The 18845-nt window shown below is 67.0% G+C and carries 18 protein-coding genes; 3 read left to right on the top strand and 15 right to left on the bottom strand.

Going from position 1 to position 18845, the window contains the following annotated elements; all coding sequences use genetic code 11:
- Positions 1 to 57: 57 nt before the first annotated feature.
- From AC1Z3W_RS14875 to AC1Z3W_RS14860, 4 genes are all read right to left on the bottom strand, one after another.
- Positions 58 to 1395 carry an MFS transporter gene (locus AC1Z3W_RS14875; protein ID WP_124835648.1) on the bottom strand — a complete coding sequence of 446 codons (1338 nt, stop codon included), beginning with the start codon at positions 1393 to 1395 and terminating at the stop codon, positions 58 to 60.
- A 47-nt stretch (positions 1396 to 1442) separates the two neighbouring features.
- On the bottom strand, positions 1443 to 2750 hold the full coding sequence (locus tag AC1Z3W_RS14870; RefSeq protein WP_175827268.1) for an enolase C-terminal domain-like protein: 1308 nt from the start codon (positions 2748 to 2750) through the stop codon (positions 1443 to 1445).
- A 65-nt stretch (positions 2751 to 2815) separates the two neighbouring features.
- A complete protein-coding gene (locus AC1Z3W_RS14865) occupies positions 2816 to 3928 on the bottom strand; it encodes a mannitol dehydrogenase family protein (RefSeq protein ID WP_483507875.1) in 1113 nt (370 codons plus the stop codon).
- 17 nt (positions 3929 to 3945) lie between these two features.
- Complete coding sequence (locus AC1Z3W_RS14860; protein ID WP_057924191.1) at positions 3946 to 4968, bottom strand: zinc-binding alcohol dehydrogenase family protein; 1023 nt, start codon at positions 4966 to 4968, stop codon at positions 3946 to 3948.
- 383 nt (positions 4969 to 5351) lie between these two features.
- Here AC1Z3W_RS14860 and AC1Z3W_RS14855 point away from each other — a divergent pair, with 383 nt between their 5' ends.
- Positions 5352 to 6053: a FadR/GntR family transcriptional regulator gene (locus tag AC1Z3W_RS14855; RefSeq protein ID WP_057924190.1), complete on the top strand. Its 702-nt coding sequence runs from the start codon at positions 5352 to 5354 to the stop codon at positions 6051 to 6053.
- A gap of 61 nt (positions 6054 to 6114) precedes the next feature.
- On the opposite strand, the gene AC1Z3W_RS14850 is transcribed toward AC1Z3W_RS14855, so the two are convergent.
- The 11 genes from AC1Z3W_RS14850 to AC1Z3W_RS14800 form a co-directional block, all read right to left on the bottom strand.
- On the bottom strand, positions 6115 to 6552 hold the full coding sequence (locus tag AC1Z3W_RS14850; protein WP_483507874.1) for an Lrp/AsnC family transcriptional regulator: 438 nt from the start codon (positions 6550 to 6552) through the stop codon (positions 6115 to 6117).
- The gene (locus AC1Z3W_RS14845; protein WP_124835644.1) at positions 6549 to 7490 is read right to left on the bottom strand and encodes a homocysteine S-methyltransferase family protein; all 942 of its coding nucleotides are present in this window, start codon (positions 7488 to 7490) and stop codon (positions 6549 to 6551) included. The genes AC1Z3W_RS14850 and AC1Z3W_RS14845 overlap by 4 nt, the downstream gene beginning before the upstream one ends.
- 104 nt (positions 7491 to 7594) lie before the next feature.
- Positions 7595 to 8764, bottom strand: a complete 1170-nt coding sequence (locus AC1Z3W_RS14840) for a trans-sulfuration enzyme family protein (protein WP_057924483.1) — start codon at positions 8762 to 8764, stop codon at positions 7595 to 7597.
- Between the two features lie 44 nt (positions 8765 to 8808).
- Positions 8809 to 9504 (bottom strand): ABC transporter permease, encoded by a 696-nt coding sequence (locus AC1Z3W_RS14835; RefSeq protein WP_057924187.1) that lies wholly within the window; start codon positions 9502 to 9504, stop codon positions 8809 to 8811.
- A gap of 13 nt (positions 9505 to 9517) precedes the next feature.
- Positions 9518 to 10195 (bottom strand): ABC transporter permease, encoded by a 678-nt coding sequence (locus tag AC1Z3W_RS14830; RefSeq protein ID WP_057924186.1) that lies wholly within the window; start codon positions 10193 to 10195, stop codon positions 9518 to 9520.
- An 82-nt stretch (positions 10196 to 10277) separates the two neighbouring features.
- Positions 10278 to 11057, bottom strand: a complete 780-nt coding sequence (locus AC1Z3W_RS14825; RefSeq protein WP_057924185.1) for an ABC transporter substrate-binding protein — start codon at positions 11055 to 11057, stop codon at positions 10278 to 10280.
- A gap of 31 nt (positions 11058 to 11088) precedes the next feature.
- Entirely contained in the window at positions 11089 to 11886 is a 798-nt protein-coding gene (locus AC1Z3W_RS14820; protein ID WP_483507873.1) for an ABC transporter ATP-binding protein, read from the bottom strand.
- Positions 11887 to 11968: 82 nt separating this feature from the next.
- Complete coding sequence (locus AC1Z3W_RS14815; protein ID WP_483507872.1) at positions 11969 to 13399, bottom strand: aldehyde dehydrogenase family protein; 1431 nt, start codon at positions 13397 to 13399, stop codon at positions 11969 to 11971.
- Positions 13396 to 14475, bottom strand: a complete 1080-nt coding sequence (locus tag AC1Z3W_RS14810) for a homoserine dehydrogenase (protein ID WP_483507871.1) — start codon at positions 14473 to 14475, stop codon at positions 13396 to 13398. The genes AC1Z3W_RS14815 and AC1Z3W_RS14810 overlap by 4 nt, the downstream gene beginning before the upstream one ends.
- Before the next feature lie 151 nt (positions 14476 to 14626).
- A complete protein-coding gene (locus tag AC1Z3W_RS14805) occupies positions 14627 to 15124 on the bottom strand; it encodes an Lrp/AsnC family transcriptional regulator (RefSeq protein WP_122950306.1) in 498 nt (165 codons plus the stop codon).
- Positions 15125 to 15155: 31 nt separating this feature from the next.
- Complete coding sequence (locus AC1Z3W_RS14800) at positions 15156 to 15629, bottom strand: hypothetical protein (protein ID WP_242431741.1); 474 nt, start codon at positions 15627 to 15629, stop codon at positions 15156 to 15158.
- 714 nt (positions 15630 to 16343) lie between these two features.
- Here AC1Z3W_RS14800 and msrB point away from each other — a divergent pair.
- Together msrB and AC1Z3W_RS14790 are read left to right on the top strand one after the other, a co-directional pair.
- A complete protein-coding gene (gene msrB / locus AC1Z3W_RS14795) occupies positions 16344 to 16877 on the top strand; it encodes a peptide-methionine (R)-S-oxide reductase MsrB (RefSeq protein ID WP_483507870.1) in 534 nt (177 codons plus the stop codon).
- A gap of 37 nt (positions 16878 to 16914) precedes the next feature.
- The gene (locus AC1Z3W_RS14790; protein WP_483507869.1) at positions 16915 to 18786 is read left to right on the top strand and encodes a cytochrome c biogenesis protein DipZ; all 1872 of its coding nucleotides are present in this window, start codon (positions 16915 to 16917) and stop codon (positions 18784 to 18786) included.
- Positions 18787 to 18845: the final 59 nt, after the last annotated feature.

The following is an 18845-nucleotide window of genomic DNA, read 5'->3' as shown; positions in this document are numbered from 1 at the left end:
GATCCCTGACGGGTTGTTCGTCATCGGCGCGCGACATCGCGCGCGCCGGCGAATGGTTCATCGATGCGAGCCGGCCTGCGCGCCGCCCGCGGTGCGCTCCTCGGCCGCGTGCTCGATCCCGCGCAACGAGCGCAGCAGCAGCACGCTGACGAAACACAATGCGGCCACCACGACGAAGCCCGTGCGCGAATCGTGCGACACCGCGTCCGCGAACGCCTTGATCTGCGGCGACACGAAACCGCCGAGATTGCCGATCGACACGATGAACGCGATGCCGCTCGCCGCGCCCGTCCCGCCGAGATAGCGCGTCGGCAGGCACCAGAACACCGGCTGGCACGCGACCAGCCCGGGAATCGCGATGCAGAAGGCGAGCAGCGCGAGCACCGGCGTATTGATCACGGATACCGAGGCGAACGCGAGAATCCCGACCGTCAGCATGCCGGTCGCCACCTGCAGATGGTTGTCGTGGCGATCCGCGAAACGCGTGGCGACGATCATCGCCGCAATCGTGCACAGCCACGGGATCATCAGCAGCAACCCGATCTTTCCGTCGATCTGGGTGCCCATCGTCGCGGCGAATTTCGACGGCAGGTAGAACGCGAGCGGCGCATTGCCGATCTGGATGCAGAAGTACGCGGCAATGAACGTCAGCACACGGCGGTCCTTCAGCACACCGAACACGGCCGCGGACAGATGCCGCGACTTCGCGCGCTCTTCCGCGTCGAGCGTGTCGCACAACGCGCGCTTCTCGTCATCGGTCAGCCAGCGCGCGTCCTTCGGCCGGCTCGTCAGGTAGAAGAACGCGATCACGCCCACCACGGTCGCCATCAGCCCCTCGACCACGTACATCCATTGCCAGTTGCGCAAGCCGAACACGTCATGCATCTGCAACAGGAAGCCCGACAGCGGGTTGCCGATCAGCATCGCGATCGGCACGCCGAAGTAGAACAGCCCCAGCGCACGGGCGCGCCCCTTCGCGGGAAACCAGTAGGTCAGGTACAGGATGATCCCGGGAAAGAAGCCGGCCTCGGCCGCGCCGAGCAGGAAGCGGATCGTATAGAACTGCGTCGGCGTCTGCGCGAACATCATCGAGGCCGACACAATGCCCCACGTCACCATGATCCGGCTCATCCAGACCCGCGCGCCGACGCGGTTCATGATGAGGTTGCTCGGCACTTCGAACAGCGCATAGCCGATGAAGAAAATGCCGGCGCCGAACGCGAATGCCGCATCGCTCAGGCCCGTATCGGCCTGATAGGCGATCTTCGCGAAACCGACGTTCGCGCGGTCGATGAACGCCAGCGCGTACATCAGCGTGAGAAACGGCAGGAGCCGGAGCGCGGCCTTCCTGACCGCGCTGGCAAGGTGCTTCGATTGATGCGGATCGTGATCCATCGTTGTCTCCGGAATGATTCTTGTCGTGATGCCTGCCCGCTATCCGTTTACGCGCGCCATTCGGGGCCGTCCGGATAGGCGTATGCATCGAGCGAAGCCTGCTTCATCGTGACGCCGTAGCCGGGCGCCTCCTGCGGCATGTAGCGCCCGCGGCGAATCGCGATCGGCGCCTCGAAATGCTCGTGAAGATGGTCGACGTATTCGAGCACGCGCCGCTCCAGCGAGCCCGACACCGCGATGTAGTCGAACATCACGATGTTCTGCGAGTACTGGCACAAACCGACGCCGCCGCCGTGCGGACATACCGGCACGCCGAACTTCGCCGCCATCAGCACGACGGCGAGCACTTCGTTGAGCCCGCCGAGCCGCGCGGGATCGAGCTGGCAGAAATCGAGCGCGCCGGCCTGGAAGAACTGCTTGAACATCACGCGGTTGTGCGCGTGCTCGCCGGTCGCGACACCGATCGGCCCGATCCGCTGCCGGATCGCGGCGTGGCCGAGAATGTCGTCGGGGCTGGTGGGCTCCTCGATCCACCACGGATCGAACCGGGCGAGCACCCGCATGTTCGCGATGGCCTCGTCGACGCCCCAGTTCTGGTTCGCGTCCATCATCAGCTTGCGGTCCCAGCCGAGCTCCTCGCGCAGGATGGCCGCGCGCCGCACGTCCTGCGCGAGATCCGCGCCGACCTTCTGCTTCAGGTGGGTCCAGCCATCCGCCACCGCCGCGCGGGCGAGCGCGCGCATCTTGTCCTCGGAATACCCCAGCCAGCCGGCCGCCGTCGTGTAGCCGGGAAAGCCGTGCTCGTGCATCTCCCGCTCGCGCTGCGCCTTGCCCGGTGCGGCCCGGCGCAGCATCGCGACGGCTTCCTCGCGCGTCAGCACGTCGTCGATGTACGTGAAGTCGATGCAGCTCACGAGCTGTTCGGGCGGCATGTCGACCAGGAATTTCCAGACCGGCTTGCGTGCCGTCTTGGCCCAGAGATCCCAGATCGCGTTGATCAGCGCCGCCGTTGCGAGATGCACCACGCCCTTCTCCGGGCCGACCCAGCGCAACTGGCAGTCGCCGGCAACCATCTCGTGCCAGTACGCGCCGAAGTCGGACGTGATCTCCTCGAGCGAGCGACCGATCACGAACAGCTTCGCGAGCGCGTGGGCGGCCTCGACGCACAGCTCGTTGCCGCGGCCGATCGTAAACGTCAGCCCGTGTCCCTGGATGCCGTTGCCCGCGTCGGTGACGAGCGTCACGTAGGTGGCCGAATAGTCGGAATTGCCGTTCATCGCGTCCGAGCCGTCCATGCTCTTCGAGGTCGGAAAGCGAATGTCACGGACCTGCACATCGATAATGCGTGTCGTCATCCTTGCGTGTCTCCATTTCATTTCACTTCATCGCGTGCGGCGGCGGACCGCTGCGCCGCGAGCGTTCATCCGAGCGCCGCGGTCAGGTGCGGCTGACCGATCGGCAGCTTCAGCGTGCGCGCCAGCTCGACTGCCGGGCGCAGGCGCCGCGCCTTCTTCATGTCGTGATTGCCCGCGATATCGGCAAGCCGATGCGCAAGGAACGGATTCGAGAACCGGTCGCGCACCTCGTCCAGGTACGCCAGCGCCGCGTCGTGTTCGCCGAGCGCATCGAACACCGGCATCACCTCGTCGTTCCATACCGCTTCGAGCGGCGCGCGGTACACGGGATCGTCCATCGCCGCGCCCACCGTCATGTCCGACATGCCGCCGCGCGCGAGCCATTGCTCCGCGAGCACCGTATGCCCGAGATTGAGCAGCAGCAGCTTCCGGCGCTCGTAACGTTCCAGGTCGTCGGTCACGACGATGTCCGGGTGCTCGCACGGCAGCGTCATCCCCGCCGTGCGGCCGACCGCCCACAGCGCATACGGTTCGGCGATCGCGCCGACCGGGTGAATCGGCCCCGACACGATGCGGTCGACGAGTGAGTTGACCCACACGCAGCCGCCGATCAGGTAGTCGACGAACGCGGCATCCGCCTCCCATCGCCGCGCGACGGCGATCACCAGGTCGCGCAGCGTGTCGCCGTTGCGCGCGACGAGCTCGCACGGAAGCAGCGTGACGGGCGCGCCGCCGGCACGAAAGCGCTCGTGCAGCAGCACCGCGAGCTTCGCCGCGAATCCGCGCGGCGACCGTGAGCCGTCGAGAAGATCGGCCCCGTCGTCATCGAACAGCGCGTAGCCGCTGTCGCCGGTGTTGGACACGATCGCGCGGACCTCGCATGCGACGCGCTCGCGCAACCGCGCCCAGTCTTCCGTCGCATGCAGCGCTTCGGTAATCGCCATGCAGTCGACCACGCGATCGATCGTCTCGCCGTGCCGCCGGCCGCGGATCCGCACCGGATAGCGCCTGGCGGCACGCAGCGCGTCGATGCGCGCGCGGCTTTCCGCGCTCGACGTCGTCTGCACCACGGTGATCTCGCCGAGCGCGCGGCCTGCGGCCAGCGCTTCCGACGTAAACAGGTCGACGTGCGCCTGGAGGAAGCGGCTGGTGCCGAATTGCAGGATCGGATTACCCATCGGTTCGCGCGCCCCGTTCAACATTCGACGAGCGCCTTGATCACGCCCGCGTCCGGCGCGAGGAGTTGCGCGAACCGGTCGGGCAGATCGGCGAGCGTCAGCGCGTGCGTCTTCAGCGCGTCGGTCGGCACCCGGCCCGCGCGCATCGCGTCGAGTACCGTTTCGAAGTCCGCGGGCGTCGCGTTGCGGCTCGCGAGCAAGGTCGTTTCGCGCTTGTGGAATTCGGGATCCGAGAACGAGATGCGGCCCTTGACGAGCGAGATCAGCACGTACTTGCCGCCGTGCGCGACGAACTCGAGGCCGCGCTCCATCGCACCGAGGTTGCCGGTGGCGTCGAACACGACGTCGAAAAACTCGCCGTCGGTGAGCGCCGCAAGGCGCGCCACGTCGGTGGCGGCGCCCGTCGTGTCGAGCAGCACGGCAGCGTGCGCGCCCAGTGCCGTCTTGCAGACCTCGAGCCGGTCCGCACGGCTGTCGAGCACGCTGACCCGCGCACCGCGCAGCATCGCGAAGATCAGTGCGGCCATGCCGATCGGCCCCGCGCCGACGACCAGCACGCGTTGATCCGACCGAACGTCGGCACGCGCGACCGCGTGCGCGCCGATCGCGAGGAATTCGATCATCGCGGCCTGGTCGAGCGTGACGCCATCGGCCTTGAACACGAACGCCTGCGGAACGGCGAGGTATTCGGCCATGCCGCCATCGGCGTGCACGCCCAGCACCTGGATTCGGGTGCAGCAATTCGTCTTGCCCGCACGGCACGCGACGCACGTGCCGCACGACAGGTATGGCATCACGTAGACCTGGTCGCCGGCCTTCACGCGCGCGCCCGCCGGCGCCGTCTCGACGACGCCGGCCAGTTCGTGCCCCATCACCCTCGGATACGCGAGGTACGGCTGGTTGCCGGTGAAGATGTGCATGTCGGTGCCGCAAACACCAACCCGCTTCACGCGAATCAGTACCTCGTCGGGTCCGGCTGCCGGCATCGGGCGCTCGGCAACGACCAGGCGGCCGGGTTCTTCACAAATGACAGTTCTCATCGGTGTCTCGATTACGTATGAAAGAGGACGGCGCGGAAACATGCTTCCAAATTGGCCTGACCAGACACAGGCTATTGGTCTGGCCACATTTGGTCAAGCCAATTTCGGAAATTCATGGGAAATCCCTAAGTTTGCGGCTAGAGCCTGAGCGTTGCATTCGAGGGATGATGTCCTTCAGGCGCCCGCATCACGATTGGAGGACATGGCGTGAGACTCCCCGCCAGCTCGAAGGCCGATCATTTGGTAAGGCCAATTTCGCGAGTCGATTCACCATCGACGGGTGAGGACGTGCCCTCTCCTCCCGCCGATTGGTCAGGCCACTCGGAGTGCAGTAGACTGACTGCTTCCGACAGAAATCCGCGGTACGCGGGCAAGGGGGAGCATTGCCGGACCCGTTCAAACAGGTGGATACCCGCCGCCTGTATCAGCGCATCGCCGACCAGATTCGTTCGCTTATCGAAGCGGGACGGTTCGCCGACGGAGAACGCCTGCCGCCGGAGCGCGATCTGGCCCAGCAATTGGGCGTATCGCGCCCGTCGGTTCGGGAGGCGCTCATTGCGCTGGAGATCGAAGGCATCGTCGAAGTCCGGATGGGGTCCGGCGTGTTCGTGTGCTCTCCCGCGAAGGCGTTGAGCGCACCGGCGACGCCGCTGGGCGAAAACCCGATCGAACTGACGAGCGCCCGTGCCGCGCTCGAGGGCAGCGTCGTCGAACTCGCCTGCGCACGCGCGACACCCGAACTGCTGGAGCCCGTGCGGCGCGCGGTCGACGCCATGCGCTCGGCCATCGCGGAAGGCCGCTCGCCGCTACAGCACGATCGCGAATTTCACGTCGCGATTGCGTCGATGACGGGCAATTCAGTGCTTGTCAGGCTGGTGGGCGAGCTTTTCGACGGACGCCACAGTCCGATCTCGTCGCGTGTCAGCGCGCGCGCCGAAAGCAAGCAGACGTGGGCCAGGGCGTTCGACGAACATGAGTCCATTCTCCACGCACTGGAAAACGGCGAGGTGCTGATGGCCCAGGCGGCAATGCGCACGCATCTTTATGCGTCGCAAAGACGCTGGCTGGAACAGGAACGGAACTGAAGCGGGCGGGGGCGTAGCCGTCACCGGCCGCCGGTCGGTCTTCATCCGCGGCGCCGGGCCGTCACCGCTTATGAACGACCGAGTCGAGCACGAAGCTGGTCGTCATGTTCTGCACGCCGTCCAATGCGCTGATCGTCGCCCAGATGTCGCTGATGCGCTCATGCGTGGCCGCCTCTATCTGCACCAGCAAATCGACCTCGCCGCTGAGGACCGCGCAGTCGCGCACCTCGGCGATCCTCCCGAGTGCGGCAAGCACGTCCGCGCCGCGCATCCGGTCCTTGCGGTAGACGAGCATCACGGCACGCACGGGTGCGACATCGTCGGGCAACGCGAGCCGCACCGTATAGCCTGCAATGATCTTCAGCGCTTCGAGCCGGTCGATCCGGTTCCGGACCGCCTGCCTGGACAAACCGATCCTGTCGGCCAGCACCGCGAGCGGAATCCGCGCATCGGCACACAATGCGTCGATTATCTTCTGGTCCAGGCCGTCGATCTTCATTGGCCGAGCCCGGTGTGCCCGGCGCCGCGCGCATCGACCGCGTCGCGCAATGCCGCGATGTGGTCGGGGCCGATTCCGCAGCAACCGCCGACGATCTGCGCGCCGAGCGCAAGCCACTGCTCCGCCCATTTCGCATAACCGGGCGGGTCGATATCACCGCGCAATGCGTCGAGTTCCTCGTTCGCACGCGCATCGGCGCGTTGCGGCGGAAACGCGTTCGCATACGCGCCGATCATCAGCGCCGGTCCCGCTCCCGTTCCCGCGAGCGTACGCTGCACCGTCTCGATCGCCGCACCCATCGCCTCCGGCTGGCTGCAGTTGAACAACAGCGCGCTCGCGCGCGCGGACACGGCGGCGCCGATTGCTTCGTCGAGTGTCTGGCCCGATCGCAGTACCGGCCCGGTGCCCGCGTCGGCGTCGACATCGTCGCGCAGCGTGAACGACACCCAGAGCGGCTTCGGATTCGCACCCAGCGCGCGACGGACCGCGTCGATCTCGCCGGTCAGGCTCTGCGTCTCGGCCAGCCACAGGTCGACGTACGGATCGAGCCCGTCGACGAGCGTCGCCAGAATCGCATCGGCACGCGCCGCGTCGAACAGGTCGGGCCGATACGAGCCGCCGGTCGGCGGAAGCGATCCCGCGACGCGCACGGGCCGCCCTGCGCGATCCGCGGCTTGCCGCGCGAGTTGCCCGGCCAGTGCCGCGAGCGCGACACCGTCGCGACGAAACCGCTGCTCGCCGATATGGAACGGTACGACCGCATAGCTGTTCGCGGTGATCACGTCGGCGCCCGCCGCGACGAACGCGTCGTGCGCGAGGCCGACGTAATGCGGCGCTTCCATCAGCGCGAGCGCCGACCATTCCGGCTGTCGGAACGGCGCCCCCATCCGCGCCAGTTCGCGACCCATGCCGCCGTCGAGTACCGTGATGCCATGCATAGTCCGTGCTCCGTCGTTGCAATCCGGGCCGCTCGTGCCCGAATCGGTTCAAAGGCTGGCGCGACCCGCCCGATGCGTCGAACGGCCGTGTGCGCCGGTCCGTGTCAGATCTGCTCGAGCGCCTGCGCGATATCGGCTTTCAGGTCGTCGACATGCTCGATGCCGACCGAATAACGGATGAAGTTGAGCGGGATGTCGGCCGCGCGCATTTGCTCCGCCGACATCGTGCCCGCCCACATGGATGCCGTATGGATCGCGAGCGAATCGACGCCGCCGAGATTGCCCGCATTCAGCGGCAAGCGCAGCGCCTCGACGAAGCGCTGCGCTTCGCCATAGCCGCCCCGCACGCCGAACGCGACCACGCCGCCGAAACCGCGCATCTGCCGGCATGCGAGTTCATGTTGCGGATGGCTGCGCAGGCCCGGATAAAACACGCGCTCGATCTTCGCGTGCGCCTCGAGGAATTCGGCGAGCGCCTGGGCATTCGCATTGATCCGCTCGACGCGCATCGGCAGCGTGCGCAGCCCGCGCAGCAGCAGCCACGCGTCCATCGGCGACAGCACCGAGCCGAGCGTGATGTGCGTATGCCAGATCTGCTCGGCGAGCACGCGGCTCGTGCAGATCACGCCGCCGGTCAGGTCGTGATGGCCGCCGAGATACTTGGTCGCGCTGTGCACGACGATATCGACACCGAGCCGGTGCGGCTGCTGGTTGACCGGCGATGCGAACGTGTTGTCCGCGAGTGTCAGGATGCCGCGCGCCCTGGCGATTTCAGTCACCGCGGCGATGTCGGTCACGAGCAGCAGCGGATTGACCGGCGACTCGAGCACGATCAGCCGCGTGTTCGGCCGGATCGCACGATCGAACGCGGCCGCGTCGGTCTGGTCGACGAACGTCACCTCGACGCCGAACCGGCGCAGCATGTCGTCGAGCATTTTCGTCGTGCTCATGTAATGGCGCGTCTGGCCGATCACGTGATCGCCGGCCTTCACGACACTGAGGATCGCGGTCGCGATCGCGCCCATGCCGGACGCGGTGACGAGCGCGGTCTCGGTGCCCTCGAGCTCCGCCATGATCGCCTTGACACGCTCGTGAACCGGATTGCCGTAGCGTGTGTAGTTGCGCGGATGCTGCGGCACGCTCGACATCTCCGCGAATTCCTCGCTGCCGGCGGCCTTGAACACGGCCGAATAGTGGATCGCCGGCGCGACCGTCTTCTCGTCGGTCACGTCGCGGTCCGCGGCCAGCGCGAGCGTTTCAAGCCTGTATCCCATTTCGTTCTCCGGATCGTTCATTGTGTCGTGTCCACGCGGTGCCGTCAGGCACGCACGCTGCCCAGATGGCGATTCAGCCGCCCTTCGACGCGTTTGAGCACGGTCGACAGCACTGCCGTGATACCGACGTACACGATGCCGGCCAGCATCAGCGCGTCGGTCGTATAGGTTTCGATGGAGATGCGCCGCGCGACACCGGTCAGGTCGAGCACGGTGATCGTGCTGGCGAGCGCGGTCGACTTGAGCTGCAGCACGATCTCGTTGCCGAGCGTCGGCGCGACGATGCCGATCGCGCGCGGGACGATCACGAACCAGGTCAGCATGAAGCGGCTCATCCCGAACGCGAGCGCGGCTTCCTTCTCGCCGGCCGGCACGCCGGCAATGCCGCCGCGGATGTCTTCCGCCATGTAGGCCGCGAGGTTGAGCGTCAGCGCGCACAACGCACACGAGAACGATCCGCCAACCAGCAGCCACAGCGGCGAGGCGCGCACGATCGCGAACTGCGCGAGCCCGTAATACAGCACGAAAATCTGCACCAGCAGCGGCGTGCCGCGAAACACCGACATGAACAGGCGGCTCGGTGCCGACAGCCACCGATGCCCCGACGTACGCGCGACGGCAAGCGGCACCGCGAGCGCGAACGCAAACGTGCATGACAGCACCAGCAGTTGCAGCGTGATCCATACGCCGCGCGCGACGTCCGCGCCCGACTGCACGATGAGGGAAAGAAAGTCGTTCATCGCATGGCCCTCGTCAGGTGCGTTGTGCGTAGCCGCGGCCCGCGATGCGCTCGAGCCACGCGAACACGGGGTTTGAAACGGCGAGAAAGCCGAAATAGACGATACCGACTGTCACGTAGAAGACGAATGGCTGCTTGGTGAACTGCGCGGCGATGTTGGCCTTGCGCAGCATGTCCTCGAGCCCGACGATCGATACCAGCGACGTGTCCTTCAGCAAGTTCTGCCACATGTTGTTCAGGCTCGGCAGGCAGATTCGCCACGCCTGCGGCAGGCGCACGTGCCACAGTGTCTGCAGGCGTGTCATCCCGTACGCGCGCGCGGCCTCGATCTGTCCGGCCGGCACCGCGATGAACGCGCCGCGGAACATCTCCGACGAGTAGGCGCCGAACACCACGGCGAGTGCGATCACGCCGGCCGAGAACGGGCTCACGGCAAAGGCGCCGTCGAACTGTACGTTGAGCACACGCGACAGCCCGAAATAGCAGATCAGCAGGATCAGGAACTCGGGAATGCCGCGCAGGAAATTGGTCAGCGCATAGGTCGCATGTCTGAGCCAGCCCATGCTCGACAGTTTCGCCGATGCCCCGGCGATGCCGAGCAGCATGCCGACGCACAGCGCGGCGAGCGCGAGTTCCAGCGTGACGAGCGCGCCCGCCGCGATCTGCGCGCCGTAGTTCACCAGAATGTCCATCGTGATATCGCTCCTTGTGAGGCCCGGATAGGCCCGGATCGCGCAGGCCGCCGTGCGGCGGCCGCGCGGTCCCGATGCGCGGCTATTGCGGCGCGATGCTGAACGGGAAATAGCGCTTGTTGGCGGCGGCGAACGTGCCATCCGCCTGCACCTGCGCGATCCCCTTGTCGAACAGCGCCTTCAGCGGCGCGTCGCCCTTGCGCACCGCGATCGCCGTGCCGTCGCCGAAGATCTCCGCATCGGCGATCGGCTTGCCGACGAAGTCGAAGCCCTCCTTCCTGCCGGCCTTCGTCAGCCAGTCGTATGCGACCGTGTTGTCGGCAAGCACGGCATCGACGCGCCCGGCCTCCAGGTCGAGCCAGGCTTCGTCGAGCGTCTGATAGACCTTCACGTTGATCCCCGACTTGCTCGCCGGCAGGCGGCGGCGCAGATAGGATTCGTGGGTCGACGCGGTCTGAACGCCGATCGTCTTGCCGCGCAGCGTGGCCGCGCCATCCGTGATACCCGAGCCCTGCTTCGCGACGAGTTGCACGGGTGCCGTCGTGAAAATGCGCGTGAAGTCGACCGACTGCTCGCGCTCCGGCGTCTTCGACATTTGCGCGAGCACCGCATCGATCTGCTTGGCCTTGAGCGCCGGAATCAGCGCGTCGAAATCCATCGTCACCCACTGGCACTTGACCTTCATCGTGTCGCACATCTTCTTGCCGACGTCGATCTCCATGCCCTGCAGCTTGCCGGACGCATCCTTGTATTCGAACGGCGCGTAATCGGCGAGCGTGCCGACCCGCACGACCTGCTCGGCATGCGCGACCGATCCGAGCAGTGCCGCGCCCACGCACAGCGACTGAAGCAGCTTCTTCATGGTTTCCCCTCCGGTTGGCATTGAATCCGCATCAGATGATGCTGGACAGAAACTTCTGGAAACGCGGCGATTTCTGGCTCGCGAACACTTCGCCGGGACTGCCGTCCTCCTCGATTCGTCCCTGGTGGACGAACACGACGCGGTTCGCGACTTCGCGCGCAAAACCCATCTCGTGAGTGACGACGAGCATCGTGCGCCCCTCGTCGGCCAGCGAGCGCATCACTTTCAATACTTCGCCGACGAGCTCGGGATCGAGCGCCGACGTCGGTTCGTCGAACAGCATCACGTCGGGATCGGTCGCGAGTGCACGTGCAATCGCCACACGCTGCTGCTGGCCGCCCGACAGCTGGTTTGGATAGTGCTCGCACTTGCCGGCGAGCCCGACCCGTTCGAGCATCGCGATCGCCTTGTCGCGTGCGTCGCGCTTCGGTACGCCCAGCACGCGCACCGGCACGAACATCACGTTCTGCAGCACAGTCATGTGCGCCCAGAGATTGAACTGCTGGAACACCATCGCGAGCTTGCGGCGCACGCGCATCACCTGCTGCGCGTCAGCGGCGACCAGCGCGCCGTCGCGGCCCGCCGGCTTCAGCGCGAGCGTTTCGCCGTTCACGCAGATCCGGCCACGGTCGGGCATTTCCAGCAAGTTGATGCACCTGAGGAACGTACTCTTGCCCGAGCCGCTGCTGCCGAGGATCGACACGACCTCGTGATTCCGCGCGGTCAGCGAGATGCCCTTCAGCACCTCGACACCGCCGAACGACTTGTGAATATCCTCGACCACCAGCGCGTCCACCGCCGGCTTGCATGCAGGAATTGCTGCTGGCATCCTCGACTCCTTCTCCGCTACGTTGCACACACACCGCTCCGGTTCGCGCCGCGCCGGCCCGTCATGTACCGGCGCTCGCGCATCAGCTCGACAGCCGCCGGTTGCGCCTGAAGCAGACCACCTTCGGCTGCGTCATTTCCGTCATCGCGAACCGGACACCTTCGCGGCCCAGCGACCCATGCTTGAAGCCGCCGAACGGCATGCCGTCGAAGCGGTAGTCGGACGAATCGTTGATCATCACGCCGCCCGCCTGCAGCCGCTCCGCCGCGCCGAGCGCCACCTCCAGGCGGTTGGTAAACACGCCTGCATGCAGGCAACTCTCCGACGCATTGGCCGCGTCGAGCGCCTGCTGCAGGTCGGCGAATTTCTCGATCGTCACGACCGGCGCGAATACCTCGTCGGTCCATATGCGCGCGTCGCGCGGCACATCCACGAGCACCGTCGGTTCATACAGCGCACCGCGCCGCCGATGGCCGCTCAACACCGTCGCACCGCCGGCGACCGCTTCGTCGACCCAGTGTTCGATGCGGAGCGCCTGTTCCTCGCCGATCATCGGCCCCATGTCGGTCGCATCGTCCAGCGGATCGCCCACGACCATCCTGCCGGTCAGCTCGACGAAGTAACGGACGAAGGGCTCGTACGCGGCCTCGGCGACGAAGATCCGCTGCGTGCCGATGCAGTTCTGTCCCGCCGCCCAGAACGCGCCCGACACGCATGCTTCGGCGGCATCCTTCAGGTCGCAGTCGGCCATCACGATCACCGGCGCATTTCCGCCGAGGTCCATCGCGATCTTTTTGAGCCCTGCCTCGCGCGTGATGGCCTCGCCGGTTTCCGGCCCGCCGGTGAAGGTCACCATCCGGATCCGCCGGTCGCGCACCAGCGCGGACGCGACATCCGCGCCGCCGTGCACGATCTGCAGCGTGTCGCGCGGCGCACCGGCTTCCCACAGAACCTCGACGAGCGCCTGCGCGGACAGCGGCGCGAGCAGCGAGGGCTTCAGGATCGCCGCATTGCCGGTCGCAATCGCCGGCCCGAGCTTGTGTGCAACGAGGTTCAGCGGGTCGTTGAACGGCGTGATTGCGAGAATCACGCCGAGCGGCTCCAGCGTGTAGTAGCCGCTGCGATCCTCGGAGCCGGGATAGCCGTCGAACGGGATCGTCTCGCCGGTCAGCCGTTTCGCCTCCTCGCCCGACAGGCGCAGCGTGTTCACGCAGCGTGCGACTTCCTTGCGGGCCTGCCGCAACGGCTTGCCCGCTTCGAGCGCGATCGTGCGTGCAAACGTCTCCGCTTGTGCCTCCACGCTCGCGGCCGCGCGAAACAGGATGTCGGCCCGCTGGCCGCGTGGCATGGTTGCTGCCGTTCGCGCGCCGTCGAGCGCGCGCTCGACGAGAACCGGCGCCGCCTCGGCTCGCGCCAGACGAACCTGGCCGACGATCGAGCCGTCATACGGCGACCGAACCTTGGCTACGCCGGCTCCCGTGCAGTCGGTCACCACCGCATCGCGCGCGCTCATGCCGCCACCTCGTGCGAGGCTGCGCCAATCCTGTCCGCCAGCTCGATCAGGTCGGAGAGGATCGCGAACGCCGTTTCCTCGCGCCCGGCACCCGGCCCGCTGATCGTCACGCCACCGAGCACGTCGGTGTCGAACGTGATCGCGTTCGTCACGCCGCTCGCGGCAAGCAACGGATGGCCGGCCGGCAGCTTGCGCGGTTCGACGCTCGCGGTGACGGTGCCGTCCGGATGGCGGATGGCAGATCCGATCAACCGCCAGGACATGCGCTCCGCCGCCGCCGCGCGCACGTCGTGCTCGGTCAATTCCACGATGCCGCGGCACGTTACGTCGCCACGCTTGAGGCCGGCATTCCACAGTGCGTTCGCCAGAATGACGACCTTCAGCTGTACGTCCGAACCGTTGACGTCGGCCGCCGGGTTCGCCTCCGCATAGCCGCGCTGCTGCGCATCCCGGATCGCCGCATCGAAGCTCGCGCCGGCCTCGACCTCACCGAGCACGTAATTCGACGTGCCGTTCAGGATGCCGGCGAAGCCGTTGATGTCGCAGCCGCGCAGCGAGGTCGCGAGCTGCCGCAGCACCGGCGTGCCGCTCATCACCGTGCCCTCGTACATCACACAAGCACCCGATTGCGCGGCGATCCGTGCCAGCGCCGGCTGCGCGAGCGCGATCGGCCCCTTGTTGGTCGTGATCACGTGCTTGCCGCATTCGAGGGCCGTACGGCAATGCGACAGTGCCGGCTCACCGGTGTTCGGGTCGGTGAAGGTCGCCTCGACGACGACATCCACGTGCTCCGACGCAATGGCCTTCAGCACGGCCTCGAGACCGACGTCCGGCGACACCCGCGTACCGGGATCGCGACGGAGCGCTTCGGCGTCGACACCCCGCCGGACGGTTTCGTCGAGGACATCCAGCGCGATGCCGCGAGGATTCGTCGCGATCCCGAGCCGCAGGTCAGCGACCATCGTCACCGACACGTCGAGTCCCGATGCACCCAGCAGCGTGCGTTTCTTCTTGAGCAGTTCGACCAGTCCCTGATTGACTCCGCCGAATCCGACCAATGCCAGTTTGAGTTCCATCTTGATCATCTCCTGTTCATTGACTACAGGAAACATGTTAGTTATGCGAATTGATCGACAAATTATGCGTTTCGACCGATTCGGGCAGTCACGCGTTGCGGTTTGTCACGCGGGACGGACGGATCGGCCGTCGCCGCGCGAACCGCCCTCGTCAGGCCGTCGACGGGGCGTCGTCGCCGTCCTTGTCGACCGGCACGAACAACCCGACCTTGAGCGCGCTCAGCACGACATTCGTGTTGATCCGGCGAACCATCGGATTGCTCTGCATGATCCGCGCGGACAACCGGTCGTATGCCTCGACGTCGGGTGCGGTGATGATCGCGATCAGGTCGACGGAGCCGGTCACGTAGTAGATCTGCTGGATTTCGTCATGCGCCTTCGACCACTCGCGGAACCGGGCGACCGTCTCGTAGTTTTCGCGTTCGATCTCGATCGCCGCAATGAACGTCATCGGCCGGCCGACGGCCGCGCGATCGACCACCGCGATTTCCGCCGAAATGATCTTTTCGGTGCGCATGCGCTTCAGCCGCTTCTGCACGGCGGACGTGGACAGACCGATCCGTTCGGCAATGGCATCCGCAGTCGCGGTGCAATCGCGCTGGACGATATTCAGGATCTTGCGGTCGAAGGTGTCGAGTGGATCGGTCATGGCGTGGCTTGCCGGAGAACGGGGGCTTGCGTCAAAGATAGAAAGGGCGAGCCGATCTGAGCCCGACCAGATGCCGGACGCGGTCGAACGCGGTGACGAGCGTTTCGCGCCACTGCGCCATTGGGCCGCGGATGCATACGGGGGCGAAATGGATCGTATCCACGCCCGCGGGAATACGGAACGGACGCTCGATGCCATCGTCCGATTCGGTCACGAGCGCGGTGCCGTCGACTTCGGTCAGGCTCATCAGCAAATGGGCGCGTGCAGTCGCGCCAAGCAGGTCGCGCAGCGGCGACTCGTTCGCGGACAACTGCTCGAGCAGCGGCAGCTCGTACGCGCCAGGCCACCAGGTGTCGCGCTCGTCGAGCCACGGGCCGACCGCCGGCATTCCCACCATCTCGAGGATCCGGTCCGCGCCGAGATGCGCATAGGCTCGACACCGGCCGCCCCTGTCGGTCGACGAACGCGCCAGCCAGCCGTCGGCGCTCGCGGCTGGGTCCGCCAACAGGACGTTCGCCGGCTTCAGCCGGCCGAGCATGCCGGCCACACTTGCAGCTGACCGGTGTCCTGCGCCGCACCGCCGCTCATGATCCGGCACGATCCGACACACCCACTTGGGCCCGTCCTGCAAGGCGGCGGGAACGTCGCCGGACCGGACTTGAGCGGCTCTCCTGCGGGCGTGTTCGACGATGACGAATGGCGTGTCCGGCATACAACTCTCTCGTGCTTGCGGTGCCGCGTCAGAACGATGCTGGCGCGCTTCATGGGTTGGCTGACGAATATTGGGGCTGGAGAAATCATATCGCCTCGATGCGACCGAAAAAATCTCACTTTCCCTGCTTCTCGACGAAAATCGTCGAAAGTTCGCCGTTCATGGATGAATCGCGTCGCGACGCACGGGATGTCGCTGCAACGCCGACAGTCGCCCTCCTTTGATATCGCAACCAGGTCGGCCCCTGCATCTCTAAGCAGAGCCTACCCCACATCGCGAACACTAAAAAAACACTAAAAGTTGCGGCTCGTGGAGGATTTCCGCGGAACTTGGCGAACCAAAACCTCCCTGCAAACCCTTGTCAGACGGGGCTTTGACGGATTTCAACGGACCTGGCCGGATCCCCCAAAAAACAATCACAATTCATTTAACTTTCCGTGAGGACTTCGACACCGACCGCTGTCTACTCTGTGCGCATGTTTCAGCACCTGCTTCCAGGAGCCCGCCATGCCCACCCGCAGAAATCTGCTGTTCGCCGGCGCCACCGGCCTCGCCGCGCTCGCGGCGCTGTCGTCGGCCGGCCGCCGTGCGCTGGTCGGCCGCGCGTTTGCCGCGCAGCCCGTCGCCGGCGCACAACCCGCCGCCCGCTTCGAGGTCACCCGCAGCGACGCCGAATGGCGCCGCCGCCTCACGCCCGCCCAGTACACGGTGCTGCGCGATGCCGGCACCGAGCCGCCGTACAGCAGCCCGCTGAACGGCGAGCATCGCCGCGGCACGTTCGCGTGCGCCGGCTGCGACCTCGCGCTGTTCTCGTCGAGCACCAAATTCGACAGCCACACCGGCTGGCCGAGCTTCTGGAAGCCGCTCGACCACGCGGTCGCGACCGAAGCCGATGCGTCGTACGGGATGACACGCACCGAAGTGCACTGCCGCCGCTGCGGCGGCCATCTCGGCCACGTGTTCGACGACGGCCCGCCGCCCACCGGCCTGCGCTACTGCATGAACGGGCTCGCGCTCGCATTCCACCCGGCTGCCGCCTGACGAGCCGCCGCCTTCCTGAACGACCGGAGACTGCCCCATGCTGCTCATCGTCCTTGCCTATCTCGGCGGCGTGCTCACGATCCTGAGCCCGTGCATCCTGCCCGTGCTGCCGTTCGTGTTCGCGCGCGCCGACCAGCCGTTCGTGCGTACCGGCCTGCCGTTGCTGATCGGCATGGCGCTCACGTTCGCCGTCGTCGCGACGCTCGCCGCCGTCGGCGGCGGCTGGGTCGCGCAGGCCAACCAGGCCGGCCGCTGGCTCGCCATCGTGCTGCTCGCGGTATTCGGCCTGACGCTGCTGCTGCCGCGCTTCGCCGAACACCTGACGCGCCCGCTCGTCGCGGCCGGCAACCGGCTCACCGGCTTCGCGCAGCGCGACGGCCGCCCGGCGGGCCCGGCATCGTCGCTGCTGCTCGGCGTCGCGACCGGCCTGCTGTGGGCGCCGTGCGCGGGCCCGATCCTCGGTCTCGTGCTGACCGGTGCCGCACTGCGCGGCGCGAGCGTCGGCACGACGCTGCTGCTCGTTGCGTATGCGGCCGGCGCGGCGACGTCGCTCGGCGTCGCGCTCGTGATCGGCGGCAAGGTGTTCGCCGCGATGAAACGCTCGCTCGGCGCCGGCGAATGGATCCGGCGCGGGATCGGCGCGGCGCTGCTGGCCGGCGTCGGCGCGATCGCGCTCGGCCTCGATACGGGTGTGCTCGCGCAACTGTCGACCGTCACGACGGGCGGGCTCGAGTCGAAGCTCGTCGACCGGCTCGGCGGGCGCTCGACTGGCGCCCCGACGGCGATGTCCGCGACGGGCAACGCCGGCAGCAGCAACAGCGGCACGGCGAGCGGCGCGATGATGGCCGCGACCTCCGACGGCGCCCCCGCAGCCGGCAGCGCGATGATGCGCGCGGTCGGCACGGCGCCCGCGATGCAGGCACCGGCCGCGCTGCCCGTCGAAGGCACGCTGCCGTCGCTCGACGGCGCCGTGCAGTGGCTGAATTCGCGGCCGCTGACCACCGCAGGCCTGCGCGGCAAGGTCGTGCTCGTCGATTTCTGGACGTATTCGTGCATCAACTGCCTGCGCACGCTGCCGTACACGACCGCATGGGCACGCAAATACGCGCCGTACGGGCTCGTCGTGATCGGTGTGCACGCACCGGAATTCGCGTTCGAGCGCGACATCGGCAACGTGAAGAAGGCCGTGCACGATCTCGGCATCGACTACCCGGTCGCGATCGACAACGGCTATGCGATCTGGCGCGCGTTCGGCAACGAATACTGGCCCGCGCACTACTTCGTCGACGCGCAGGGCCGCATCCGCCACCACCACTTCGGCGAAGGCGAATACGCGCAGTCGGAACGCGCGATCCAGTCGCTGCTCGCCGAAGCCGGTCATCCGGAAGCGCTGAACGTGCCGCTCGGGCTCGCCGGCGCACCCGCAAAAGGCGCGCTCGCAGCAGCCGACAGCGCCGACGTCCGCTCGCCCGAAACCTACGTCGGCTATGCGCGTGCGGAGGACTTCACGTCGCCGGGCGGCGTCGTGCGCGACGCGGCACACCGCTACGACGCGCCCGCACACCCCGACCTGAACGACTGGGGTCTCGTCGGCACGTGGCAGGTCGGCGCCGAGCGCGCGACGCTCGCCGCGCCGGCCGGCAGCATCGTCTACCGCTTCCATGCACGCGACCTGCACCTCGTGCTCGGCCCGGGTGCGAACGGCAAGCCGGTGCGCTTTCGCGTGACGCTCGACGGCGCGGCGCCGGGGGCGGCACACGGCACCGACGTCGATGCGCAGGGCTACGGCACCGTCACCGGCCAACGCCTGTACCAGCTCGTCCGGCAGACGGGCGCGATCGCCGACCGCACGTTCTCGATCGAGTTTCTCGATCCCGGCGTCGACGCGTATGCATTCACGTTTGGTTGAACGCGGACGCAGTCACGGACGCAGTCGCGAACGCCGCCCAAACACCCCATTCCGTCCCG

The organism is Burkholderia sp. 10_S31, assembly GCF_056930375.1.
This window is presented reverse-complemented; position numbering and strand designations above follow the sequence as displayed.